Origin of the sequence: Halobaculum sp. EA56 (assembly GCF_051195075.1) — an archaeon.
Lineage (GTDB): Archaea > Halobacteriota > Halobacteria > Halobacteriales > Haloferacaceae > Halobaculum.
Window position 1 is genome coordinate 148,302 of record NZ_JBNTJX010000008.1, and the last position, 17,734, is coordinate 166,035.

18 protein-coding genes are annotated in these 17,734 nt (G+C 72.8%); 12 read left to right on the forward strand and 6 right to left on the reverse strand.

Features of this window, described 5'->3' with window-relative positions; all coding sequences use genetic code 11:
* Window positions 1-139: 139 nt before the first annotated feature.
* From ACQUQ1_RS14505 to ACQUQ1_RS14525, 5 genes are all read left to right on the forward strand, one after another.
* Window positions 140-268, forward strand: coding sequence for a hypothetical protein (locus ACQUQ1_RS14505; protein WP_435065019.1), 129 nt, complete (start codon window positions 140-142; stop codon window positions 266-268).
* 199 nt (window positions 269-467) lie between these two features.
* Window positions 468-671 carry a hypothetical protein gene (locus tag ACQUQ1_RS14510; RefSeq protein WP_435065020.1) on the forward strand — a complete coding sequence of 68 codons (204 nt, stop codon included), beginning with the start codon at window positions 468-470 and terminating at the stop codon, window positions 669-671.
* A gap of 134 nt (window positions 672-805) precedes the next feature.
* Window positions 806-1,810 (forward strand): ATP-binding cassette domain-containing protein, encoded by a 1,005-nt coding sequence (locus ACQUQ1_RS14515; protein WP_435065021.1) that lies wholly within the window; start codon window positions 806-808, stop codon window positions 1,808-1,810.
* Window positions 1,807-3,624 (forward strand): PrsW family intramembrane metalloprotease, encoded by a 1,818-nt coding sequence (locus ACQUQ1_RS14520; protein WP_435065022.1) that lies wholly within the window; start codon window positions 1,807-1,809, stop codon window positions 3,622-3,624. The genes ACQUQ1_RS14515 and ACQUQ1_RS14520 overlap by 4 nt, the downstream gene beginning before the upstream one ends.
* Window positions 3,625-3,703: 79 nt before the next feature.
* Window positions 3,704-4,765: an ABC transporter permease gene (locus ACQUQ1_RS14525; RefSeq protein ID WP_435065043.1), complete on the forward strand. Its 1,062-nt coding sequence runs from the start codon at window positions 3,704-3,706 to the stop codon at window positions 4,763-4,765.
* A 20-nt stretch (window positions 4,766-4,785) separates the two neighbouring features.
* Here ACQUQ1_RS14525 and ACQUQ1_RS14530 read toward each other — a convergent pair whose 3' ends face one another.
* The 5 genes from ACQUQ1_RS14530 to ACQUQ1_RS14550 all read right to left on the reverse strand — a co-directional run bounded on the left by ACQUQ1_RS14530 (window position 4,786) and on the right by ACQUQ1_RS14550 (window position 9,407).
* Window positions 4,786-6,213 (reverse strand): small ribosomal subunit Rsm22 family protein, encoded by a 1,428-nt coding sequence (locus tag ACQUQ1_RS14530; protein ID WP_435065023.1) that lies wholly within the window; start codon window positions 6,211-6,213, stop codon window positions 4,786-4,788.
* A 195-nt stretch (window positions 6,214-6,408) separates the two neighbouring features.
* A complete protein-coding gene (locus ACQUQ1_RS14535) occupies window positions 6,409-7,239 on the reverse strand; it encodes a prephenate dehydrogenase (protein WP_435065024.1) in 831 nt (276 codons plus the stop codon).
* A gap of 86 nt (window positions 7,240-7,325) precedes the next feature.
* Complete coding sequence (locus ACQUQ1_RS14540) at window positions 7,326-7,865, reverse strand: hypothetical protein (RefSeq protein WP_435065025.1); 540 nt, start codon at window positions 7,863-7,865, stop codon at window positions 7,326-7,328.
* A 78-nt stretch (window positions 7,866-7,943) separates the two neighbouring features.
* Window positions 7,944-9,134, reverse strand: coding sequence for a M24 family metallopeptidase (locus ACQUQ1_RS14545; RefSeq protein ID WP_435065026.1), 1,191 nt, complete (start codon window positions 9,132-9,134; stop codon window positions 7,944-7,946).
* 66 nt (window positions 9,135-9,200) lie between these two features.
* Window positions 9,201-9,407 (reverse strand): hypothetical protein, encoded by a 207-nt coding sequence (locus tag ACQUQ1_RS14550; protein ID WP_435065027.1) that lies wholly within the window; start codon window positions 9,405-9,407, stop codon window positions 9,201-9,203.
* A gap of 208 nt (window positions 9,408-9,615) precedes the next feature.
* On the opposite strand from ACQUQ1_RS14550, the gene ACQUQ1_RS14555 reads away from it, so the two are divergent.
* The 7 genes from ACQUQ1_RS14555 to aroC all read left to right on the forward strand — a co-directional run bounded on the left by ACQUQ1_RS14555 (window position 9,616) and on the right by aroC (window position 16,805).
* Entirely contained in the window at window positions 9,616-10,275 is a 660-nt protein-coding gene (locus ACQUQ1_RS14555; protein WP_435065028.1) for a helix-turn-helix domain-containing protein, read from the forward strand.
* A 58-nt stretch (window positions 10,276-10,333) separates the two neighbouring features.
* The gene (locus ACQUQ1_RS14560) at window positions 10,334-10,660 is read left to right on the forward strand and encodes a HalOD1 output domain-containing protein (RefSeq protein WP_435065029.1); all 327 of its coding nucleotides are present in this window, start codon (window positions 10,334-10,336) and stop codon (window positions 10,658-10,660) included.
* A gap of 117 nt (window positions 10,661-10,777) precedes the next feature.
* Window positions 10,778-12,070 carry a 3-phosphoshikimate 1-carboxyvinyltransferase gene (aroA, locus tag ACQUQ1_RS14565; protein WP_435065030.1) on the forward strand — a complete coding sequence of 431 codons (1,293 nt, stop codon included), beginning with the start codon at window positions 10,778-10,780 and terminating at the stop codon, window positions 12,068-12,070.
* 104 nt (window positions 12,071-12,174) lie between these two features.
* Window positions 12,175-12,699 (forward strand): ester cyclase, encoded by a 525-nt coding sequence (locus ACQUQ1_RS14570; RefSeq protein WP_435065031.1) that lies wholly within the window; start codon window positions 12,175-12,177, stop codon window positions 12,697-12,699.
* 120 nt (window positions 12,700-12,819) lie between these two features.
* The gene (locus tag ACQUQ1_RS14575) at window positions 12,820-14,064 is read left to right on the forward strand and encodes an iron-containing alcohol dehydrogenase family protein (RefSeq protein ID WP_435065032.1); all 1,245 of its coding nucleotides are present in this window, start codon (window positions 12,820-12,822) and stop codon (window positions 14,062-14,064) included.
* 67 nt (window positions 14,065-14,131) lie between these two features.
* Window positions 14,132-15,508 (forward strand): cytochrome P450, encoded by a 1,377-nt coding sequence (locus ACQUQ1_RS14580; RefSeq protein ID WP_435065033.1) that lies wholly within the window; start codon window positions 14,132-14,134, stop codon window positions 15,506-15,508.
* Between the two features lie 109 nt (window positions 15,509-15,617).
* Window positions 15,618-16,805 carry a chorismate synthase gene (aroC, locus tag ACQUQ1_RS14585; protein WP_435065034.1) on the forward strand — a complete coding sequence of 396 codons (1,188 nt, stop codon included), beginning with the start codon at window positions 15,618-15,620 and terminating at the stop codon, window positions 16,803-16,805.
* Between the two features lie 45 nt (window positions 16,806-16,850).
* On the opposite strand, the gene ACQUQ1_RS14590 is transcribed toward aroC, so the two are convergent.
* Window positions 16,851-17,567 (reverse strand): DsbA family protein, encoded by a 717-nt coding sequence (locus ACQUQ1_RS14590; protein WP_435065035.1) that lies wholly within the window; start codon window positions 17,565-17,567, stop codon window positions 16,851-16,853.
* Window positions 17,568-17,734 lie beyond the last annotated feature (167 nt).

Here is a 17,734-nt window from a genome sequence, read left to right on the forward strand (position 1 = left end):
ACGGCCCCCGCTCGACCGACGGATCTGATCGGGCGTCTCCCCGCCTCCCTCAGAGGTATTAATATCCTAATATGGTACTGTGTGTCTAAGGGAGTTGCATGCAACGCTGAAATACCGGGAGGTGTTTTTGGGTATCACGATGACCGAACGAACCATGGCGGACGTCAGCCACACCGCACCGAACGACGCGTCCGCGGACCGAGTCTGGGAACGCGGCGGCGAGAAACCCGAACCCCGAGCCGACGGCGGCGAGCGCGACGACGACTGACACTCCGGAGCGACGGACTGGTTCTACCGAACGCGTCGACCGACGAGCGACAGCGACGCGATCCTCCGGGCCCGTATTCGACCCTCGACAGCCGCCGCCACGGCCGGATCGCGGACGCTCGGGGGTCGCTCAAAATTCTTTACTCGGTATAGAGTAATCTGTGGAAACACATAAGTCGGACGAACCACAACGGGTAGGTATGCCCGAACAGGTCACCTTCGACTCGTACTCGGCGGCGATCGCGGCCGGCGCGGACGGCCCCTGGTCGCCGGACCGGCGGCCCGCGACGCCCGACGCGGCGCCGCGGCCGTACGGCGTCGACGCGCCCGCCGCGAGCGAGTCCGACTCCGACCCCGAGCGGTTCGTCACGTTCGGCGTCGTGGAGTTCGCGCCCCGGGAGTGAGCCGCCCGGGGACGGCCGGCGTCCCCGCCGACGAGACGGCGGCCGTCGGACCGGTCCGGCCCGACTCCCCGGCCCGTTCTCACCGCCGATAGGCGCGGCGACGCCCTCTTGTCGGGCGGCCCGAACGGCGACGTGTGATAACCGTCGACGGCCTACGGAAGGTGTACGGCGACTTCGTCGCCGTGCACGGGAGCACCTTCTCGGTCGAGCCGGGGGAGATCTTCGGCGTCGTCGGCCCCAACGGCGCGGGCAAGACGACGACGCTGAAGGCGCTGGCGGGGCTGATCGAGCCGACCGCGGGAACGGTCCGCGTGGCGGGCGAGCCCGCGGGCGACCCAGAGACTCGGACGGCGCTAGGGTTCCTCCCCGAGGAGTCCCCGCTGTACGAGGACATGACCGCCCGGAGCTACCTCCGGTTCTTCGCCGACCTGTACGAGGTGCCCCGCGAGACCGCGAACCGACGGATCGAGACGACGCTCGACGACCTCGACCTCGAACACCGCGACCGCAGGCTGGGGGACGTCTCGAAGGGGATGAAACGGAAGGTCGCGATCGCGCGATCGCTGGTCAACGACCCCGACGTGCTGATCTACGACGAGCCCGCCTCCGGGCTCGACCCCCTCACGACGAACTACGTGCTGGAGTACGTCCGCGACCTCGCGGACGCGGGCAAGACCGTGCTGTTCTCCGCGCACAACCTCTATCACGTCGAGTCGGTGTGCGACCGGGTCGTCATCATGAACGAGGGCGAGATCGTCGCCCGCGGCACCGTCGAGGGGATCCGCGACGAACACGGCGAGACGAGCTACCGCGTGTTCACCACGGTCCCGGTCGAGGGGAGCGAGCCGGACGGCGACCGCCACCTGACCGTCGTGGACTCGATGGACGAGGTGGAGGCGCTGCGCGAGGCGGCCGCCGACGCCGGCGGCGAGGTCGCCGACATCCGGACCCGCGAGTCGACGCTGGAGGAGATCTTCCTCGACGTGGCCGGTCGGCCGATGCCCGGGAGCAGGCGCGTGACGCCGGGCGACGCGGGCCGGGGGGACGGGAGCGACAGCGACGCGGCCGGCGGCGGAGCCGGCGACGTCGACGGGGCAGAGGAGGCGACGCGCGCGGTGCCCCGGGAGGCCCGGGAGTGAGCGTCTCCCCCCGGGCGGTCCTCCGCGTCGCGCGGTGGGAGGTGTCGCGGGCGACCGGCACCGTCGACCGGAAGACGGCGGCCCTGGGCGGGGTCGCGCTGCTGCTCACGCTCGGCGTCGTCGCCGGCGGCGTGCTCGCGGGCGGGGTCGCCCTCGACGGGGACATCTACGCCGTCGCGGTCAGCCCGGAGAGCCCGTACCACGAGCCGGTGGCCGAGTCGACGCCGCTGGAGGCGGTGCCCGTCGGCACCCCCGGCGCGGACGTGTACGTGGACGACCGGAACACGACCGACCGCGAGGCGACCGTATCGGTCGCCGACACCCGGAAGGGCCAGGCGGCCCTCGGCGCGTTCCGGTCCGCCGTCGAGCGGCACAACACCCGGCTGCTGCTCGCCGAGGAGAACCAGTCGGCGGCGTTCCCGGTCGGCGTCACCCTGAGCTACGTCGAGCGCGGGAGCCAGCGCGTCGGCGCCAGCGACGGCGGGACGGTCGACGGGACCGGCGATACCGGGGGCGGGAGCGGCGGGAGCGGCACGAGCGGCGACGACACGGGAAGCGGGACGGGGTCCGCCGGCGGCGACGGCGACGACGGGTCCGGCGCGCTCGGCGTCCCCGACTTCGGCGGGGCGGCGGGCCCGCTGTTCGGCGGGCAGGCGACCGGGTCGCCGGCGGAGATCTCGCCGCCGTTCCCGTTCTCCTCGCTCGTGCTCGCGTTCGCGTTCCTCGTGCCGATGAACTTCGTCATCCAGGCGTACGGCTCCACGATACTGAATGAGCGGGTGAACCGCCGCGGGGAGCTCCTGCTCGTCGCCCCGCTGTCGCCGACGGACATCGTCGCGGGCAAGACCCTCCCGTACGCGGCCGCGGCGCTGGCGGCGACGACGCTCATCGCGCTCGGCGTCGGCGGCGGCGCGGTCTCGGTGGCGGCGGTGTTCCCCGTCGCGCTGGTGTTCCTCGCGTCGACGTTCGTCGGCGCGATGTTCGCGCGCTCGTTCAAGGAGCTCACCTTCGTCACGGTGACCGTGTCGGTGACGCTGACGACGTACGCGTTCGTCCCGGCCATCTTCGCGACGGTGACGCCGGTCGCGCTCATCTCGCCGCTGACGCTCGTCGTCCGCGACCTCCAGGGCGAGGCGGTCGCCCTCGGGGAGTACCTGTTCTCGACGGGGCCGTTCTACCTCGTCGCGGGCACCCTGTTCGCGCTGGGGGTCGGCGTCTACCGCGAGGAGGACATGTTCACCCAGAAGCCCGTCCCGCTGAAGTTCCTCGACGCGCTCGCGGTGCGCCTGCACCGCCCGCGCGACGTGGCGCTGCTGTCGGCGCTGTCGGTCCCGTTCGTCTTCGTCGCCGAACTCCTCGCGGTCGCGCTGCTGTTCGCGCTGCCGCGGGAGGCGGCGGTCGTCGGCCTGCTCGTCGTCGTCGCCGTGGTCGAGGAGGTCGCCAAGGGCGTCGGCGTCTACGCCGGCTTCTCGCAGTCCCGGTTCGAGCGCGACCTCCCGACGGCGCTGAGACTGGGCGCGCTCTCGGGCGCGGGCTTCTTCGTCGCCGAGAAGGCGACCGCGGTCGTCCAGGTCGTCGGCCTCGGCTCGCTCCCGCTCGGGGAGGCCGCGTTCGGCACCGCCGGCGTCGGCGCCGGGTTCGGACCCGGCGTCGGCCTCGCGCTGCTCGCGCTCCCGCTGCTCCTGCACGTCGTCACGGCGGCCGTCGGCGCAGTCGGCGCGACCCGGGGGCGGCGGGCCTGGGCGGCGACCCTGCTCGTCGCGATGGCGATCCACTTCGCCTACGACCTCGCGGTGGTGAGCGCCCTTGGGTGACGACACACCTCCCGAGGACGCGCCCGACCCGGTCCCGGGCACCGTCGCCGCCGGCGACCGCACGGGCCGGGACGCCCGGCTGACGATCGCGAGGCGGGAGCTGGCGTCGCTGCGCTCGGAGAAGACCATCGTCCTCGCGCTGCTCATCCAGCTGTTCGTGGCGGCGTTCTCGTCGTTCCTCGTCGTCGGGCTGGTGTCGCTGTACGACCCGGGCGCCGCCGCGGGCTACTCGGTCGAGACGGCCGTCGCCGGCGACGACGCGGGCGACCTCCTCGCGGCCGTCGGAGAGACCGACGGGATGGAGGGCGAGCGGTACCCGAGCAAGCAGGCCGCCGTCGACGCGTTCGCCGACGGCCGGGCGGACGCGGCGCTGCTGTCGACGGCCACCGAGCGCGGCACGCTGGAGGTCCGGGTGCTGGTTCCGGACGGGAACGTGGGGACGACGCTGGTCGTCGTCCGCGCCCGCGAGGCGCTCCGGGCGTTCGAGCGGCTGGAGCGCGACCAGCGGTCGGCGTCGCTTTCGGCCGAGACGCTGCGGCTGCCGCCGCGGGCGGCCTCCTCGCCGTACTTCGGGTTCACCTACACCGTGCTCGTCCCGCTGCTGCTGTTCCTCCCGGTGTTCATCGCCGGGTCGGTGACGGTCGACTCGCTCACCGAGGAACTGGAGCGCGGCACCCTCGAACTGCTCCGGGTCGCCCCGGTGACGATGACCGACATCGTCGAGGGGAAGCTGCTCGCGGCGGGGGGGCTCGCGCCCGCGCAGGCGGCGCTGTGGCTCGCCCTGCTCTCGCTGAACGGCACCGCCATCGCGCCCGGCCCGGGGGCGCTCGCGACCGCCGCCGGCGTGCTCGCGCTGCTGGCCCTCACCGCCGGGCTCGCCGCGCTGGTGACGGCGCTGGGCGCCGCGCTCGCGCTCGTCGCCCCGGACCGTCGGGCCGCACAGACCGTCTACTCGCTCGGGGTGCTCGGGCTGTTCGGCGCGGCGGCGCTGTCGCCCGCGAACCCCGCGAACGTCGCCGCGAAGCTCGCGGTCGGGAGCGCCGACCCCGGCACGTACGTCTCCGTCGTCGCGGTGGCGGGGCTCGGCGCGGTCGCCGTCGCGCTCGCCCGCGTCGGCGTCGCGCGGCACGGCCCGGCGTAGCGCTCCGGACCCCCGACCCCCTACGCCGCCACGAGGTCGACGACCGTCTCCGTCCCGCAGACGAGGTTGTAGGCGCCCTCGTCGTCGTTCCAGAGGATCAGGACGTTCTCGACCGAGAGGACCGCACCGTAGGGGGCCGCCCGGAGGTCGCGGTTCAGCGACGACTCCCCGGTGAGCACGAGGTAGTGCTCCAGGCGCTCGCTGCCGTCGCCGACCTTGAACAGCGGGTTCGCGTCCGCGTCGTCGGTGAGGTCGCCCGAGAGCTTCACGCACAGGAGGTTCACCCGGTCGGTGACGTGGTCCTCGGACTCGGCCATCCGGTGGTGGCGGTCCTCGCTGGCGACGACCGGGTGGCGGCGCTCGCCGTCGGGTCGGAGGACCGCCCACGAGAACTTCACGTCCGTGTTCACGTAGGTTCCGGGCTCGTCGTCGTAGTCGCGCGTCGCGGCCTCGTCGAGCTTTCGCTGGAAGGAGGGGACCGAGAGGTCGGGACGCTCCTCGAACGACCACCCGCGGTCGCTGGGGGCGTCGCCGGGCCACAGGCGCAGGTCGGGCGCGTACACGCTCACGTCGGCGTCGGGCGGCGCGACCGCGCGCTCGACCGCGCGCATCCCCGTCGACGTCTCCAGGTCCGCGGGCGCCAGCAGGAGACACGACCCGCCGTCGGCGAGGGCGTCGAGATACCGCGAGACGACGGCCTCCGGGTCGTCCAACTCCGAGAGGACGTTGCCGAACAGCAGGAGGTCGACCTCGCCGAGCGAACCGGGGTCGAAGTCCTCGGCCGTCTCCCGGTGGATCGCCGTGTGGAAGTTCCGCCGGGTGTCCGCGAGCACCTCCTCCAGCACGTCGGCGTTCGCGCTCGGCTCGAGAGCGTGGTAGTCGACGAGCGCGTCCTCCGGGAGGTAGTCGTGGAGGCCGAGCGCGGGGCCGCCGGTCCCGGCGCCCACGTCGAGCACGCGGAGGGTGCGGGGGAGCAGTCCGCGGTCGGCGAGGCGGTCGAGGACGTAGCCGACGGCGGCGTAGAAGTCCGGCTGGTGGTACAGCGCGTACGCCAGCGCGGCGTCCTCGTCGTACTCGACGCGGCGGCCGCGGAAGTAGTCCTCCTTCAGTCGGTCGACCGTCTCGCGGAGGGCGTCGCCCGTCTCGCCCTCGTGCCAGTCGAGGCCGTACGCCTCGAACAGCAGGTCCTCGACGGCGGCCTCGTGCTCCCCGGGGAACGAGTCCGGGTCCCACCCGGGCGGGTCGACGGGCTCCTCGTTCGCGGGGACGAAGGCGCCGTCCTCGCGCTCGTAGAGGCCCAGGTCGAACGCCTCTTCCCGGAGCGCCGTGCGCACGACCGCCTGATGGGGCCGACCCGGGAGGTACTCGTACACCTCGTCGGGGTCGACCGGGCGGACGTTGCGGAGGTACTTCGCGGTGTCGCGGAGGGCGTCGCGGTCGACGCTCACGGCCCCCACCCCGCGGGGGACCGCCCGCCCGGCGACCGCGGCGCCGTGGCGCCGCGGGCGGGGGCGCGTGCGCCGGGGACGGCGCTGGATCGAGTCATCACCGGCGCTACTCGGTCGGCGTGGGTAACGGTTCTGTCTCGGGGCGAGGCGCCGGGCGGGGGGCGGTGCCGGGACGGCCCCGGGTCCCCCGTCCGGTCAGCCGTCGGACTCGGGCGTCGCGTCCGCGTCCGCGCCCACATCGGCCGTCGCCGACTCGCGGTCCCCGTCCGTCCGCGAGTCGGCGCCCACGTTCGCCCGCGCGTCGGCGAACAGCGCCTCGAACGCCTCCCGGTCGGCCGTCGCGAGCGCCCGCGCCGCCTCCGCGACCGCGTCGGCGCCCGCGAACGCCTCGCGGATGTCGGCGTACACCCGCGGCTCGCCCTCAGTGACGGTCCGGGCGAGGTCGGCGAGCGGCTCGGAGACGGGCGTGTGGAAGCGCTCGTCCACGTCGCCGGCGGCCAGCGCGTACGCGAGCACGGCGGTGTGGGCGCCCGTCTGCACGGCCTCCATGGCCTCGTCGTGCTCGCTCGCGGTCGTCTCGAACACGTCGTTGCCGGCGTCGGCGAGGCCCTCGCGGACCCGTTCGACGACCGGTCCGGCCTCCCCGGGGACGTACGCCACCCGCCCGGGGGCCCGCGGCGGGGCGAACAGCGGGTGGAAGCTGGCGTACTCGCCGTCGGCGTGGGTCGCCATCGCCGCCAGCGGGTCGCCCATGACCCCCGCGACGTCGACGATTGCCCCGTCGGCGGCGTTGTCGGCGTAGCGGGCGACCGCCTCGCCGACGACGGGGATGGGGACCGCGAGGGCGACGCAGTCGAACGCCTCGTCGGTGTCCAGCGGGACGACCCGGCCGTCGACGACCGCCTCGGCGGCGTCCATCGCGGCCTGCGGGTTCGTGTCCGCGAGGGCGACCCGGTCGACGACGGGCCGGAGGGTGTGCGCGACCCACCGACCCATCTCGCCCGCGCCGACGACGAGCAGCTTCATGCCTCCCGCTATCGGTGTGGCGACCGAAAGCGTATCGGTCCGCGGAGTCGGGGGCGACCCGGTCCGGTCGGGTCCGGGACGGCCCCTCACTCGACGGCCGCCAGCCGGAACCGGTCCGGCGGGAGCGTCTCCCCGTCGTGGTCCTCCGCCGAGACCAGTCGCATGCGCACGTCCGCCAGCGGCACCGGCTCGGCGAACCGGACCCCCACCAGCGTCTCCGCCTCGACGGAGCGCGCCTCGCCCCGGAAATCGACGGCCCGGACGGTGACCCCGTCGGTTCCGACGCCGCCCTCGACGACCTCGAAGTGGGCTTCGAGCAGCCCCGGGGCGACCTCCGTTATCTCGGCGCCCTCGGCCGCTACCTCGATGGTGTAGGTGCGGATCCCCTCGGGGGCGCGCTGGCAGACCGCGACGACCGCGTCCGTCAGTTCACCGGGGTCGGGACCACGGCCGTCGTCCGCCTCGGCGTCCCGGCCGCCGCCGTCGGCGCCGCTCCCCTCGCCGTCAGTCACGGCCCGGTCCCCCTCCGTGGGCTTTCGACCGTCCCCGTTCTCGTCCCCGTCGCCGTCGACCGCTCCCGCGCCCGGCTCCCGGAAGGCGGCGGCGACGCGCTCGAACAGGCTCATGCGGCGATCCAGGGCCGCCGCGGACGAAGCCGCGTCGCCGGCCGCCCCCGCGCTCCCGGGACGGGTCCGAACGCACCGTCACTCCACCACCAGCTCCACGGGGTAGTCGGTGATGTTCTCGTAGCCGTCCTCGGTGACGAACACGATGTCCTCGATGCGCACGCCGCCCACCTCGGGATCGTAGAGGCCGGGCTCGACGGTGATCACGTGCCCCGGCTCCAGTTCCTCGCCGCGGGGGTTCAGCCCCGGTCGCTCGTGCACGTCGAGGCCGACGCCGTGGCCGGTCGAGTGGATGAACCCCGTCTCGGTGTCGGGGTCCGACCGGAGCGTCGGGTGGCCCGCGTCCTCGTACACGTCGCAGGCGGCGGCGTGCACCTCGGCGCCGGTGGCGCCGGGCTCGACGGCGTCCAGCGCCGCCTCCAGCGCCTCCTCGGTCAAGTCGAACCACGCCGCGACCGTCTCGTCCGGCTCCCCCTTGCAGAACGTGCGGGTCATGTCGGAGTGGTACTTGCTCGACTTCTCGCGGGGGAAGATGTCGACGATCACCGGCTCGCCGGCCGTCAGGGGGCCGCTCCCGCGGTCGTGGGGATCGGCGGCGTCGGCGCCGCAGGCGACGATCGTCTCGTCGAGCGCGCAGCCGTGGCGCAGGAGCGTCACCTCGATCTCCTCCTTCACGCGCTCGCTCGTGAGCGGCGAGCCGTCGTCGGCGGCCGGGTCGAGCAGCGTGCCGTCCCCGCGGACGTCCGCGGCGGCGATCAGCTCCTCGGCGGCGGCCATCGCCGCCTCGTTGGCCGCCTGGGCGCGGCGGACCGCGTCGAGTTCCTCCGCCGTCTTGGTCGCCCTGACCGTCTCGATCACGTCGTCGTGATCCGCGTCGACGGCGACGCCCGCCTCGCGGAGGCCGTCGGCGAACCCCACGGGGAACCGCTCGGGGACGAGCGCCGACTCCACGTCGAGGTCCGCGAGGAAGTCCGCGTACACGCCCGAGAGCGCCGCGGGGCGGCCCTCCTCGGCGGCGCGCTCCTGGTAGTCGTACGTCGACAGCCGGGCGACCGTGTCGGCGTGCGATTCCGTGCGCGCGCGGCCGTACTCCAGCCCGGAGACGAGCACGGCGAGTTCCTCGCCGGTGTAGGCGGTGAAGAACGGGTCCGGCGCGTCGAACCCCGAGAGGTACAGCTGGTTCGAGTCCGTGCTGCCGGCCTCGATGCAGTAGGCGTCGGCCCCGGCCGAGTCGAGGAGGTCGTCGAGCGCGGAGAGGTCCCGTGACATACCCGAGGGTCGTCGACGGCCGGGTTAGGCGTTTTCGTCGCGGGCGTTCGGGCCGGGACCCCGCGGTCAGCTCGGCGGCTCGGTCCGCGTCGTCTCCCGCTCCCACCCCTCCGGCGGCCACCGCTCGCTGAGGCGCCCGCTCACGGCGTACTCCAGCCCGCTCCAGACTTCCCCCTCCCGCCGCAGCTCCTCGACCCGATCGACCCGGTCCTCCGAGACGACCCCGCGGTCCAGCAGCTCCGCGAGGAGGGTCTCGGCGCTGTGCTCGTTCATGTTTGCTGTATTAGTACAACAACCATTGTATATAATTCGCCGAACATAGTTGGTGTGACATGAGGTGACGTCGTCCCCGAACTCGCCGGTCGGAACGATCGAAACCGGGAGAACGGGAACGCCCCCGACACGTCGAACCGACCCGTCGTCGCCCGGATCGTCTCCAACTGGACGAAAGTTTAACCAGTATTCCACGTGGACGGAAACCGTGACCGTAGTCGCGCGCCTGTCCGTGCCGGCCGCGGAGTTCGAACTCGGCGCCGCCCTCGCCGGCGTCGAGTACGTCGAGGTCGAACTGGAGCGGGTGATCCCGACGGGGCCGGAGTTCGTCCCGTTCTTCTGGGTTCGGGGAGCGTCCGTCGAGTCGGTGGACGCGGCCCTCGCGGAGGCGGAGCCGATCGAGGACGCGGAGTTCGTCGACCGCGCGGGCGACGCGCTGTTGTACCGGTGTCGCTGCGGCAGGGACGACGCGAGCGTGGTGACGGGCCTGGAGCGCGCGGGGTTGACCCTCCTGTCGGCGTCCGGGCGGGGCGGGCGGTGGACGTTCGACGTCCGCGGCGACGGGTGGGAGACGGTCGGCGCCTTCCGCGAGTTCTGCGCGGCCAACGGGATCGACGTTCGACTGGAGTCGATGGGCCCGCTGGGGTCCGCCGGCGACGACGCGGACGACCGGCTGACCGACGCACAGGCGGAGGCGCTCGTCGCCGCCCACGAGGCCGGCTACTACGACAGCCCGCGGCGGGCGACGCTGGCGGAGATCGCGGACGACCTCGGTATCTCCAGGCAGTCGCTCGCGGAGCGGCTCAAGCGCGGCACCCACAACCTGATCGAGGCGATGCTTGCCGCCGGTTCCGGACCGAACAAGTAGGGATCACATAGTCAGGGGTGGGTACTATCCTCGGTACCGGAGTTCACAGTTTCAAGCCATGAGAGACACGGACAGCACGGCCGAGCCGCTGACGGGCCCCACCTCCCCACGGATCGGCGACGCGGCACCCCGATACGCGACGTACGATCCGACGGACGGCGAGGTCTGTGTCGCCGTCGCCAACGCGGTCGGCGAGACGCTCGGCCGCGACCCCGCGAGGATGGAACCGCTCGCGACGGCCGTCGACCCGGACGCGCTGGCGTCGCTCGTGGGTAGCGATCGCCCGAACGCCGTCGCGACGACCGAGGTGACGTTCGAATATCTGGACCACGAGGTCACCGTGTCGAGCGACGGCGTGATCGAACTCGACCCCCTCGCGCGGTAGTCGGGACCGGGAACGGCACTCCGACGACGGGTGGCGAGGGCGTCGACCACGAGGTCTGCCGACCGCGAGGGCTGTCGCGTCCGGTACACACTTGCCCCGCCGAGCGCACCTGCGTGCATGGACGCACACGTCACCCCCTCGCGGATCGCCGGCCGGGCGCGCGCCCCGCCGTCGAAGAGCTACACCCACCGGGCGATCCTCGCCGCCGGCTACGGCGCGGGGACGACCGTCGTCGACCCGCTCGACTCGGCGGACCCCCGGGCGACCGGGCGGGCCGTCGAGGCGTTCGGCGGGGCCGTCTCGTGGGCCGACGACGCCGCCGCCGTCGAGGTCGAGGGGTTCGCGGGCCGGCCCGACACGCCCGACGACGTGATCGACTGCGCCAACTCCGGCACCACGATGCGCCTCGTCACCGCCGCGGCGGGGCTGACCGACGGCCTCGCCGTGCTCACCGGCGACGACTCGCTGCGGTCGCGCCCGCAGGGGCCGCTCCTCGACGCCGTCGCCGACCTCGGCGGCCGCGCGGAGTCGACCCGGCGCAACGGGCGGGCGCCGCTGGTGGTCGGCGACGCGATGGCCGGCGGCACGGTCGCCATCCCCGGCGACGTGTCCTCGCAGTTCGTCACCGCGCTGCTGATGGCCGGCGCCGTCACCGAGGAGGGGATCGAGGTCGACCTGGAGACGGAACTCAAGTCGGCGCCGTACGTCGAGATCACCCGGGAGGTGCTCGCGGACTTCGGCGTCGACACCGAGCGCACGGAGACGGGCTTCCGGGTAGCCGGCGGTCAGACCTACGAGGCCGACGAGTACGCCGTTCCCGGCGACTTCTCCTCGATGTCGTACCTGCTCGCCGCCGGCGCCGTCGCCGCCGCCGACGGGGAGGCGGTCGTCGTCGAGGGCGCCCGGCCGAGCGCGCAGGGCGACTCCGCCATCGTCGACGTGCTCGACCGCATGGGTGCGGACGTCGAGTGGGACGAGGAGGCGGGCGAGATCACCGTCCGCCGGTCGGCCCTCTCGGGGGTCGAGGTGGACGTGGGCGACACGCCGGACCTGCTGCCGACGATCGCGGTGCTCGGCGCCGTCGCCGACGGCGAGACGCGGATCGTGAACGCCGAGCACGTCCGGTACAAGGAGACCGACCGCGTCGCCGCGATGGCGGAGTCGCTGGCGGAACTCGGCGCCGAGGTGACCGAGGAGCGCGACGCCCTGATCGTCCACGGCGGCGACTCCGCGCTCTCGGGCGCGACGGTCCACGGCCGCGGCGACCACCGTCTCGTGATGGCGCTCGCGGTCGCCGGCCTCGTCGCCGACGGCGAGACGACCGTCACCGGCGCCGAGCACGTCGACGTGTCGTTCCCCGGCTTCTTCGGGACGATGACGGAGTTGGGGGCGGACGTGTCCGTCGAATAGGGGATCCGTTCCCTCCGGGAGAGGACGACACGTCGTCCGGACGATCCCTCGATCCGAACAGCTATGTTACCACACCGCATAGAGTACGGATCGGTGATCTACTCATGGCAACCGAGGACGTGGGCGGGACCGCGGCGGGAAGCGACGAGGCGCTGGTCGAGGCGTTCCTGACGGCGTTCGTCGCCGGCGACACCGAGGGGATGGGGGACCTCGTGACGGACGACTGCGTGCTCCACCGGCCGCGGTGGCCCCTCGACACGGAGGGACGGGACGCGATCGTCGAGGTGACGCGGGGGAACGAGGGGAGCTTCGCGGACGTGCTCGTCACGGTCGAGCAGTCCGTCCGCTCGGGCGACCGCGTCGCCGCGTACGCCACCGCGAGCGGGCGCAACGTCGGGCCCATGCGGGTGGAGGACCGCGAGATCGCCCCGACGGGACGGCGCTTCGAGGTGCCGCAGTTCGGCATCTACCGGGTCGCGGACGGGCGGATCGCCGAGGCGTGGGTGCTCGCGGACGCGCTCGGCATCGTCGAGCAGCTCGACAACCTCCCGAAGGGGCCGGGCGCGATGGCGCGGATCGCCCTCCGACAGCTCCGCTGGCGCCTCGGCGGGCGGGAGCGTCTCGACTGAACCGCCGGGGTCGGCCCGACTGGGCCGCCCAGCCGAGGGGTCGCCGGCGACGCGACCGGGGGCGTCCGCCGCGCTTCCGCCGCCGGTGTCGTTTTCGCCCCGGCGACCGACCCCCCCGACATGAGCGACCTCGACACGCCGCCGTTCGCGTTCGACTACGACCCCGGCGCGATCCACTACGGCCGCGGCCGTATCGCCGACATCGGCGACGCGCTCGCCGGGCGCGGTCTGGACACCGCGCTCGTGGTCTGCGGGTCGAACGTCGCCGGCAACGCCGCCCTGATGGACGCCGTCGGCGACGGCCTCGGCGACCGCCTCGCGGAGGTGTTCGCGGGCACGACGCCCGACAAGCGCCTGCGCGAGGCGGCGCGGGCGGTCGAGCGCGCCGACGACCTCGGCGCCGACGCGTTCGTCCCCGTCGGCGGCGGCTCCAGCCTCGACGTGGCGACGGTCGCGTCGGTGTTGCGCGCCCGCGGCCTGTCGCTCTCGGACGCCCGCTCGGAGGTGGCTGAGACGGGCGGCATCTCGACCCCCGACGACCCCGACGCGGTGACCCCGCTGTTCCCGGTGCCGACGACGCTGGCCGGCGCGGACCTCTCGGTGATCGCCGGCATCGCCGCCGAGGTGGCGGACGGCGAGGGAGGGAGCGAGGTGGTCTCCACGGGTGTCGGCGGCCGCGAGCTGATGCCGGAGGCCCTGTTCTACGACCCGGCGCTGTTCGAGACGACGCCCGAGGGGGTGCTCGCGGGGTCGGCGATGAACGGCTTCGACAAGGCCGTCGAGTCGCTGTACTCGCGCAACCGCACGGCCGTCACCGACGCGACGGCGACGCGGGCGATCCGGCTGCTGACCGACGGGCTGCCGGAGATGACCGACGACCCGACCGCGATGGACCGCACCGTCGCCGGGATCGTCCTGGCGCAGTACGGCGTCTCGCGGCCCGGGGCGATGACGCTCAACGTGATCCACGCGTTCGGCCACGGCCTGCGCGACGCCTTCGGGATCCAGCAGGGGCTCGCGCACGCGGCGGTCGCCCCCCACGCGCTCCGGGCGATGGCCGACGCGGGCGTCGACCTCTCGGCGCTGGCGGCCGCCTTCGACGGCGGGGTCGGGGCCGGCGACGGCGACCGGAGCGCCGGCAGCGACGCCGCTGGCGACGCCGTCGAGGAGGCGATCGCCGAGATCGAACGCGTCCGCGACGCCCTCGGGCTCCCGGCGTCGCTCTCGGCGGTCGAAGGGGTGGAGGAGGTCGGGCTAGACGAGGCCGCCCGGGCGACCGCGGCGGACTCCCTGCTCTCGTACGCTCCCGAGGGGTACGAACTGACGGAGGCGGACGCCCGGGCGGTTCTGGCGGCGGCGTACTGACCGACAACCCCGCGAAACCGAGCGCGGGTTCACCAACCGCTATCACCGCGGGCACGAATGTGGACGTATGAGCGACACCGACCGGACCCCGCTCCCTCCCGAGGCCGCGCCCGGACCCGACGGCCTGCCCTTCCTCGGGTCGTTCCTCGAGAACAGACGCGACTTCTTCGCCTTCCGCGACCGCGTCGCCGCCGAGTACGGCGGGATCGCCCGCTACGAGCTGCTCGGACAGGACGTGTTCCTGGTCACCGACCCCGACGCGATCCGGCGCGTGCTCGTCTCGGAGAACGAGCGGTACGTGAAGGGGGAGCTGTTCCAACGTCAACTTCGGCCGGTGCTCGGGAACGGCCTGCTCAACAGCGAGGGGGAGTTCTGGCGCCGGCAGCGGCACCTCATCCAGCCCGCGTTCGCGCCCGACCGGATCGCCGGCTACGCCGACATGATGGTCGAGACGAGCGAGCGGACCGCCGAGCGCTGGCGGGACGGCGAGGTCCGCGACGTCCACCGCGAGATGATGGGGCTCACCCTGGAGATCGTCGCGTCGGCGCTGATGGGCGTCGACATCCGCGACCGGACGCCCGCCATCGGAGGCGCCCTCGACACGGTGATGGAGGAGTCGGCCGGCGGCAGTTTACTGGACCTGCTTCCGCAGTGGGTACCGACGCTCGGACGCGAGAAACTGCGCGAGGCGGTCGTCTCGCTCGACCGCATCGTCGGCGAACTGGTCGACGAGAAGCGGCGCGCGCTCGACGCCGGCGACGTCGCCCCCGAGGACGACGTGGTGACCGCCCTGCTCGCCGCGGAGGACGACGAGGGGGAACGGATGAGCGCCGAGCAGGTGCGCGACGAGGTGAAGACGCTCCTGCTGGCGGGCCACGAGACGACCGCCCTCTCGCTCACGTTCACGTTCCACCTGCTCGCGCGCCACCCCGAGGTGGAGGAGCGCCTCCTCGACGAACTGGAGACGGAACTGGGCGACGAACCCGCCGGGTTCGACACCGTCCGCGACCTCGAGTACCTCGATCAGGTCGTCACCGAGTCGATGCGCCTGCTTCCGCCGGTCCACGGCATCCTCCGCGAGCCGACGGGGGACGTCGAACTCGGCGGCTATCGGGTTCCCGAGGGGACGCCGCTGGCGATCAGCCAGTGGATCGTCCACCGTGACCCCGACCACTACGACGACCCGCTGGAGTTCCGCCCCGAGCGCTGGACCGAGGAGTTCGAGTCCGGTCTCCACCCGCTGGCGTACTTCCCGTTCTCCTCCGGGCCGCGCCGGTGCGTCGGCGACCGGTTCGCCCTGCTGGAGGCGAAGCTGATCCTCGCGACGCTGCTGCGTCGCTTCGCGTTCGAGGTGGTCGACCCGGTCGACCTGGAGTCGTCGCTGGAGGCGAGCATCACGACGCGGCCGACGCGTCCCGTTCGGATGCGGGTCCACGAACGCTGACGGGAGGGATGAGAGGAGGGAGCGGAGGTCACGGCGATCTCGACCAGTCGGCCCGGCGGTACTTCGCACCTTCGCCGCATTTTATACCGCCGACCCACCGAACACGGACATGAACGGCAACGAGTTCGGCCGGCTGTTCCGGCTGACCACTTACGGCGAGAGCCACGGGCCGGCGATGGGCTGCACGGTGTCCGGTGTGCCGGCGGGCGTCGAGTTGGACGAGGAGCTGATCCAGCGCGACCTCGACCGACGCAAGCCCGGCCAGTCGATGATCACCACCAGCCGCGGCGAGCCAGACGAGGTGACGATCAACTCCGGGATCCAGGACGGCTACACCACGGGGACCCCGATCGGGATGGTCATCCAGAACAAGGACGCCCGGTCGGGCAAGTACGAGCCGTTCGTCACCGCGCCCCGACCGAGCCACGGCGACTACACCTACTCCGCGAAGTTCGGTACGCGCAACTGGGGCGGCGGCGGGCGCTCTTCCGCGCGAGAGACGGTGAACTGGGTCGCCGCCGGCGCCGTCGCGAAGGCGGTGCTCGACCAGAGCGACCACGACGTGCAGATCAAGGCGCACGTCAACCAGATCGGCGACGTCGTCGCCCCGGAGGTCACCTTCGAGGAGATGCTCGACCATTCCGAGGAGAACGAGGTGCGCTGTGCGCACCCCGAAACGGCCGAGGAGATGCGCGAGTTGATCGACGAGTATCAGGAGGCGGGCGACTCCATCGGCGGGTCGATCGAGTTCGAGGCGCGCGGCGTCCCCCGTGGACTCGGCGCGCCGCGGTTCGACGCCTTCCCGGCCCGCCTCGGGCAGGCGATGATGTCGATCCCGGCGACGACCGCCTTCGAGTTCGGCCTCGGGCGCGACGCCCGCGAGGTCGCGGGCCACGACCGCAACGAGAACTGGGAGTTCGACGAGGGCGACCGCACCGAGACGGTCAGCGAGGAGGGCGACCCCGTCCCGGTCGGCAACGACCACGGCGGCCTCCAGGGCGGGATCACCACCGGCGAACCCGTCTACGGCGAGGTGACCTGGCACGCCCCCACCTCCATCCCGAAGGAGCAGACGACCGTCGACTGGGAGACGGGCGAGGAGAAGCAGGTGCAGGTGGTCGGCCGGCACGACCCCGTGCTCCCGCCGCGGGCGGTGCCGGTCGTCGAGGCGATGCTGTACTGCACAGTGCTGGATTTCATGCTGCTCGGGGGACGGATCAATCCGGACAGGCTGGACGACCGGCCCGGCGAGTACGACACCGACTACCACCCGAGCAGTCCCGCGAACGAGGAGTAACGCGCGTCAGACGGAAGCGGTCCCGAACGCGTCCGTCCGTTCGCCTCAGTTTCGCGATTCGACGAACTCTCGGATGTCGGCCGCGGTCGATCCCTCGATCGGGTCGGTTCCCCACCGGAACGCCGGGAGGGACTTCGCGTCGACGCCGCTGTCACGGCCGAACGCCCGGTCGGAGAACGTCTGGTTCCGGCGCCGGCGAGCTTCGGCCGCCTCGACCACCGCGTCGCCGTCGACGCCGACCTCCGCAGCCAGGTCCCGAAGCAGGTCGAACGAGTAGTCGGGGGCCGCCTCGACGAGCAGTTCGTGGAATCGCCACGCGTCCGCGCGGGTGCCGCGGGCGCGGACCTCGAACACCGCGCTGGGGAGGAGTATCGACCACTCGTTGACCGGGACCGGGAACATGAGCAGCGTCGGGCGGAACGCCCCCTCCGCGAGCAGGTCCGAGAGCTTCGGGAACTCCTCGCGCCACCACCGGATCGACGGCCGGTGTGCGTAATCGAAGCAGACGAGCACGAGCGTCCCGCCGCCGGCGTATATCTGCTCGACGCCGGGGTAGGGGGTTCTGGTTCCCTCGCGATAGCTGAACGTCTCCGTCGCCTCGGCGGTCGTGAACTCCCGAGCGTGCCAGCCGTCCGGCGGTTCTTCGGGTTCGTCGTCGCGAAGCCAGCCCAGGCAACCCGAAAGAGTAGCGATGGCCGTCGTTCCCGCGGCGGCTAGGAAGCGTCTGCGGATTTGGGTGACGGTGAGGTCGGAGTCGGTCATTTGGCGTCTTCCTCCGTCGGGTTTGCGTCGCAGAAATCTACCGTAGCGTACGTTCGACCGTCTTCAGCGATGTATATCCCGACGCCGACGGTGTCGTGACTCGGGAGAAGCATTCCCGTATTGTGTTCGGGGGATCGAATGAACCCCCGGAGGATGACCTCAGCGAG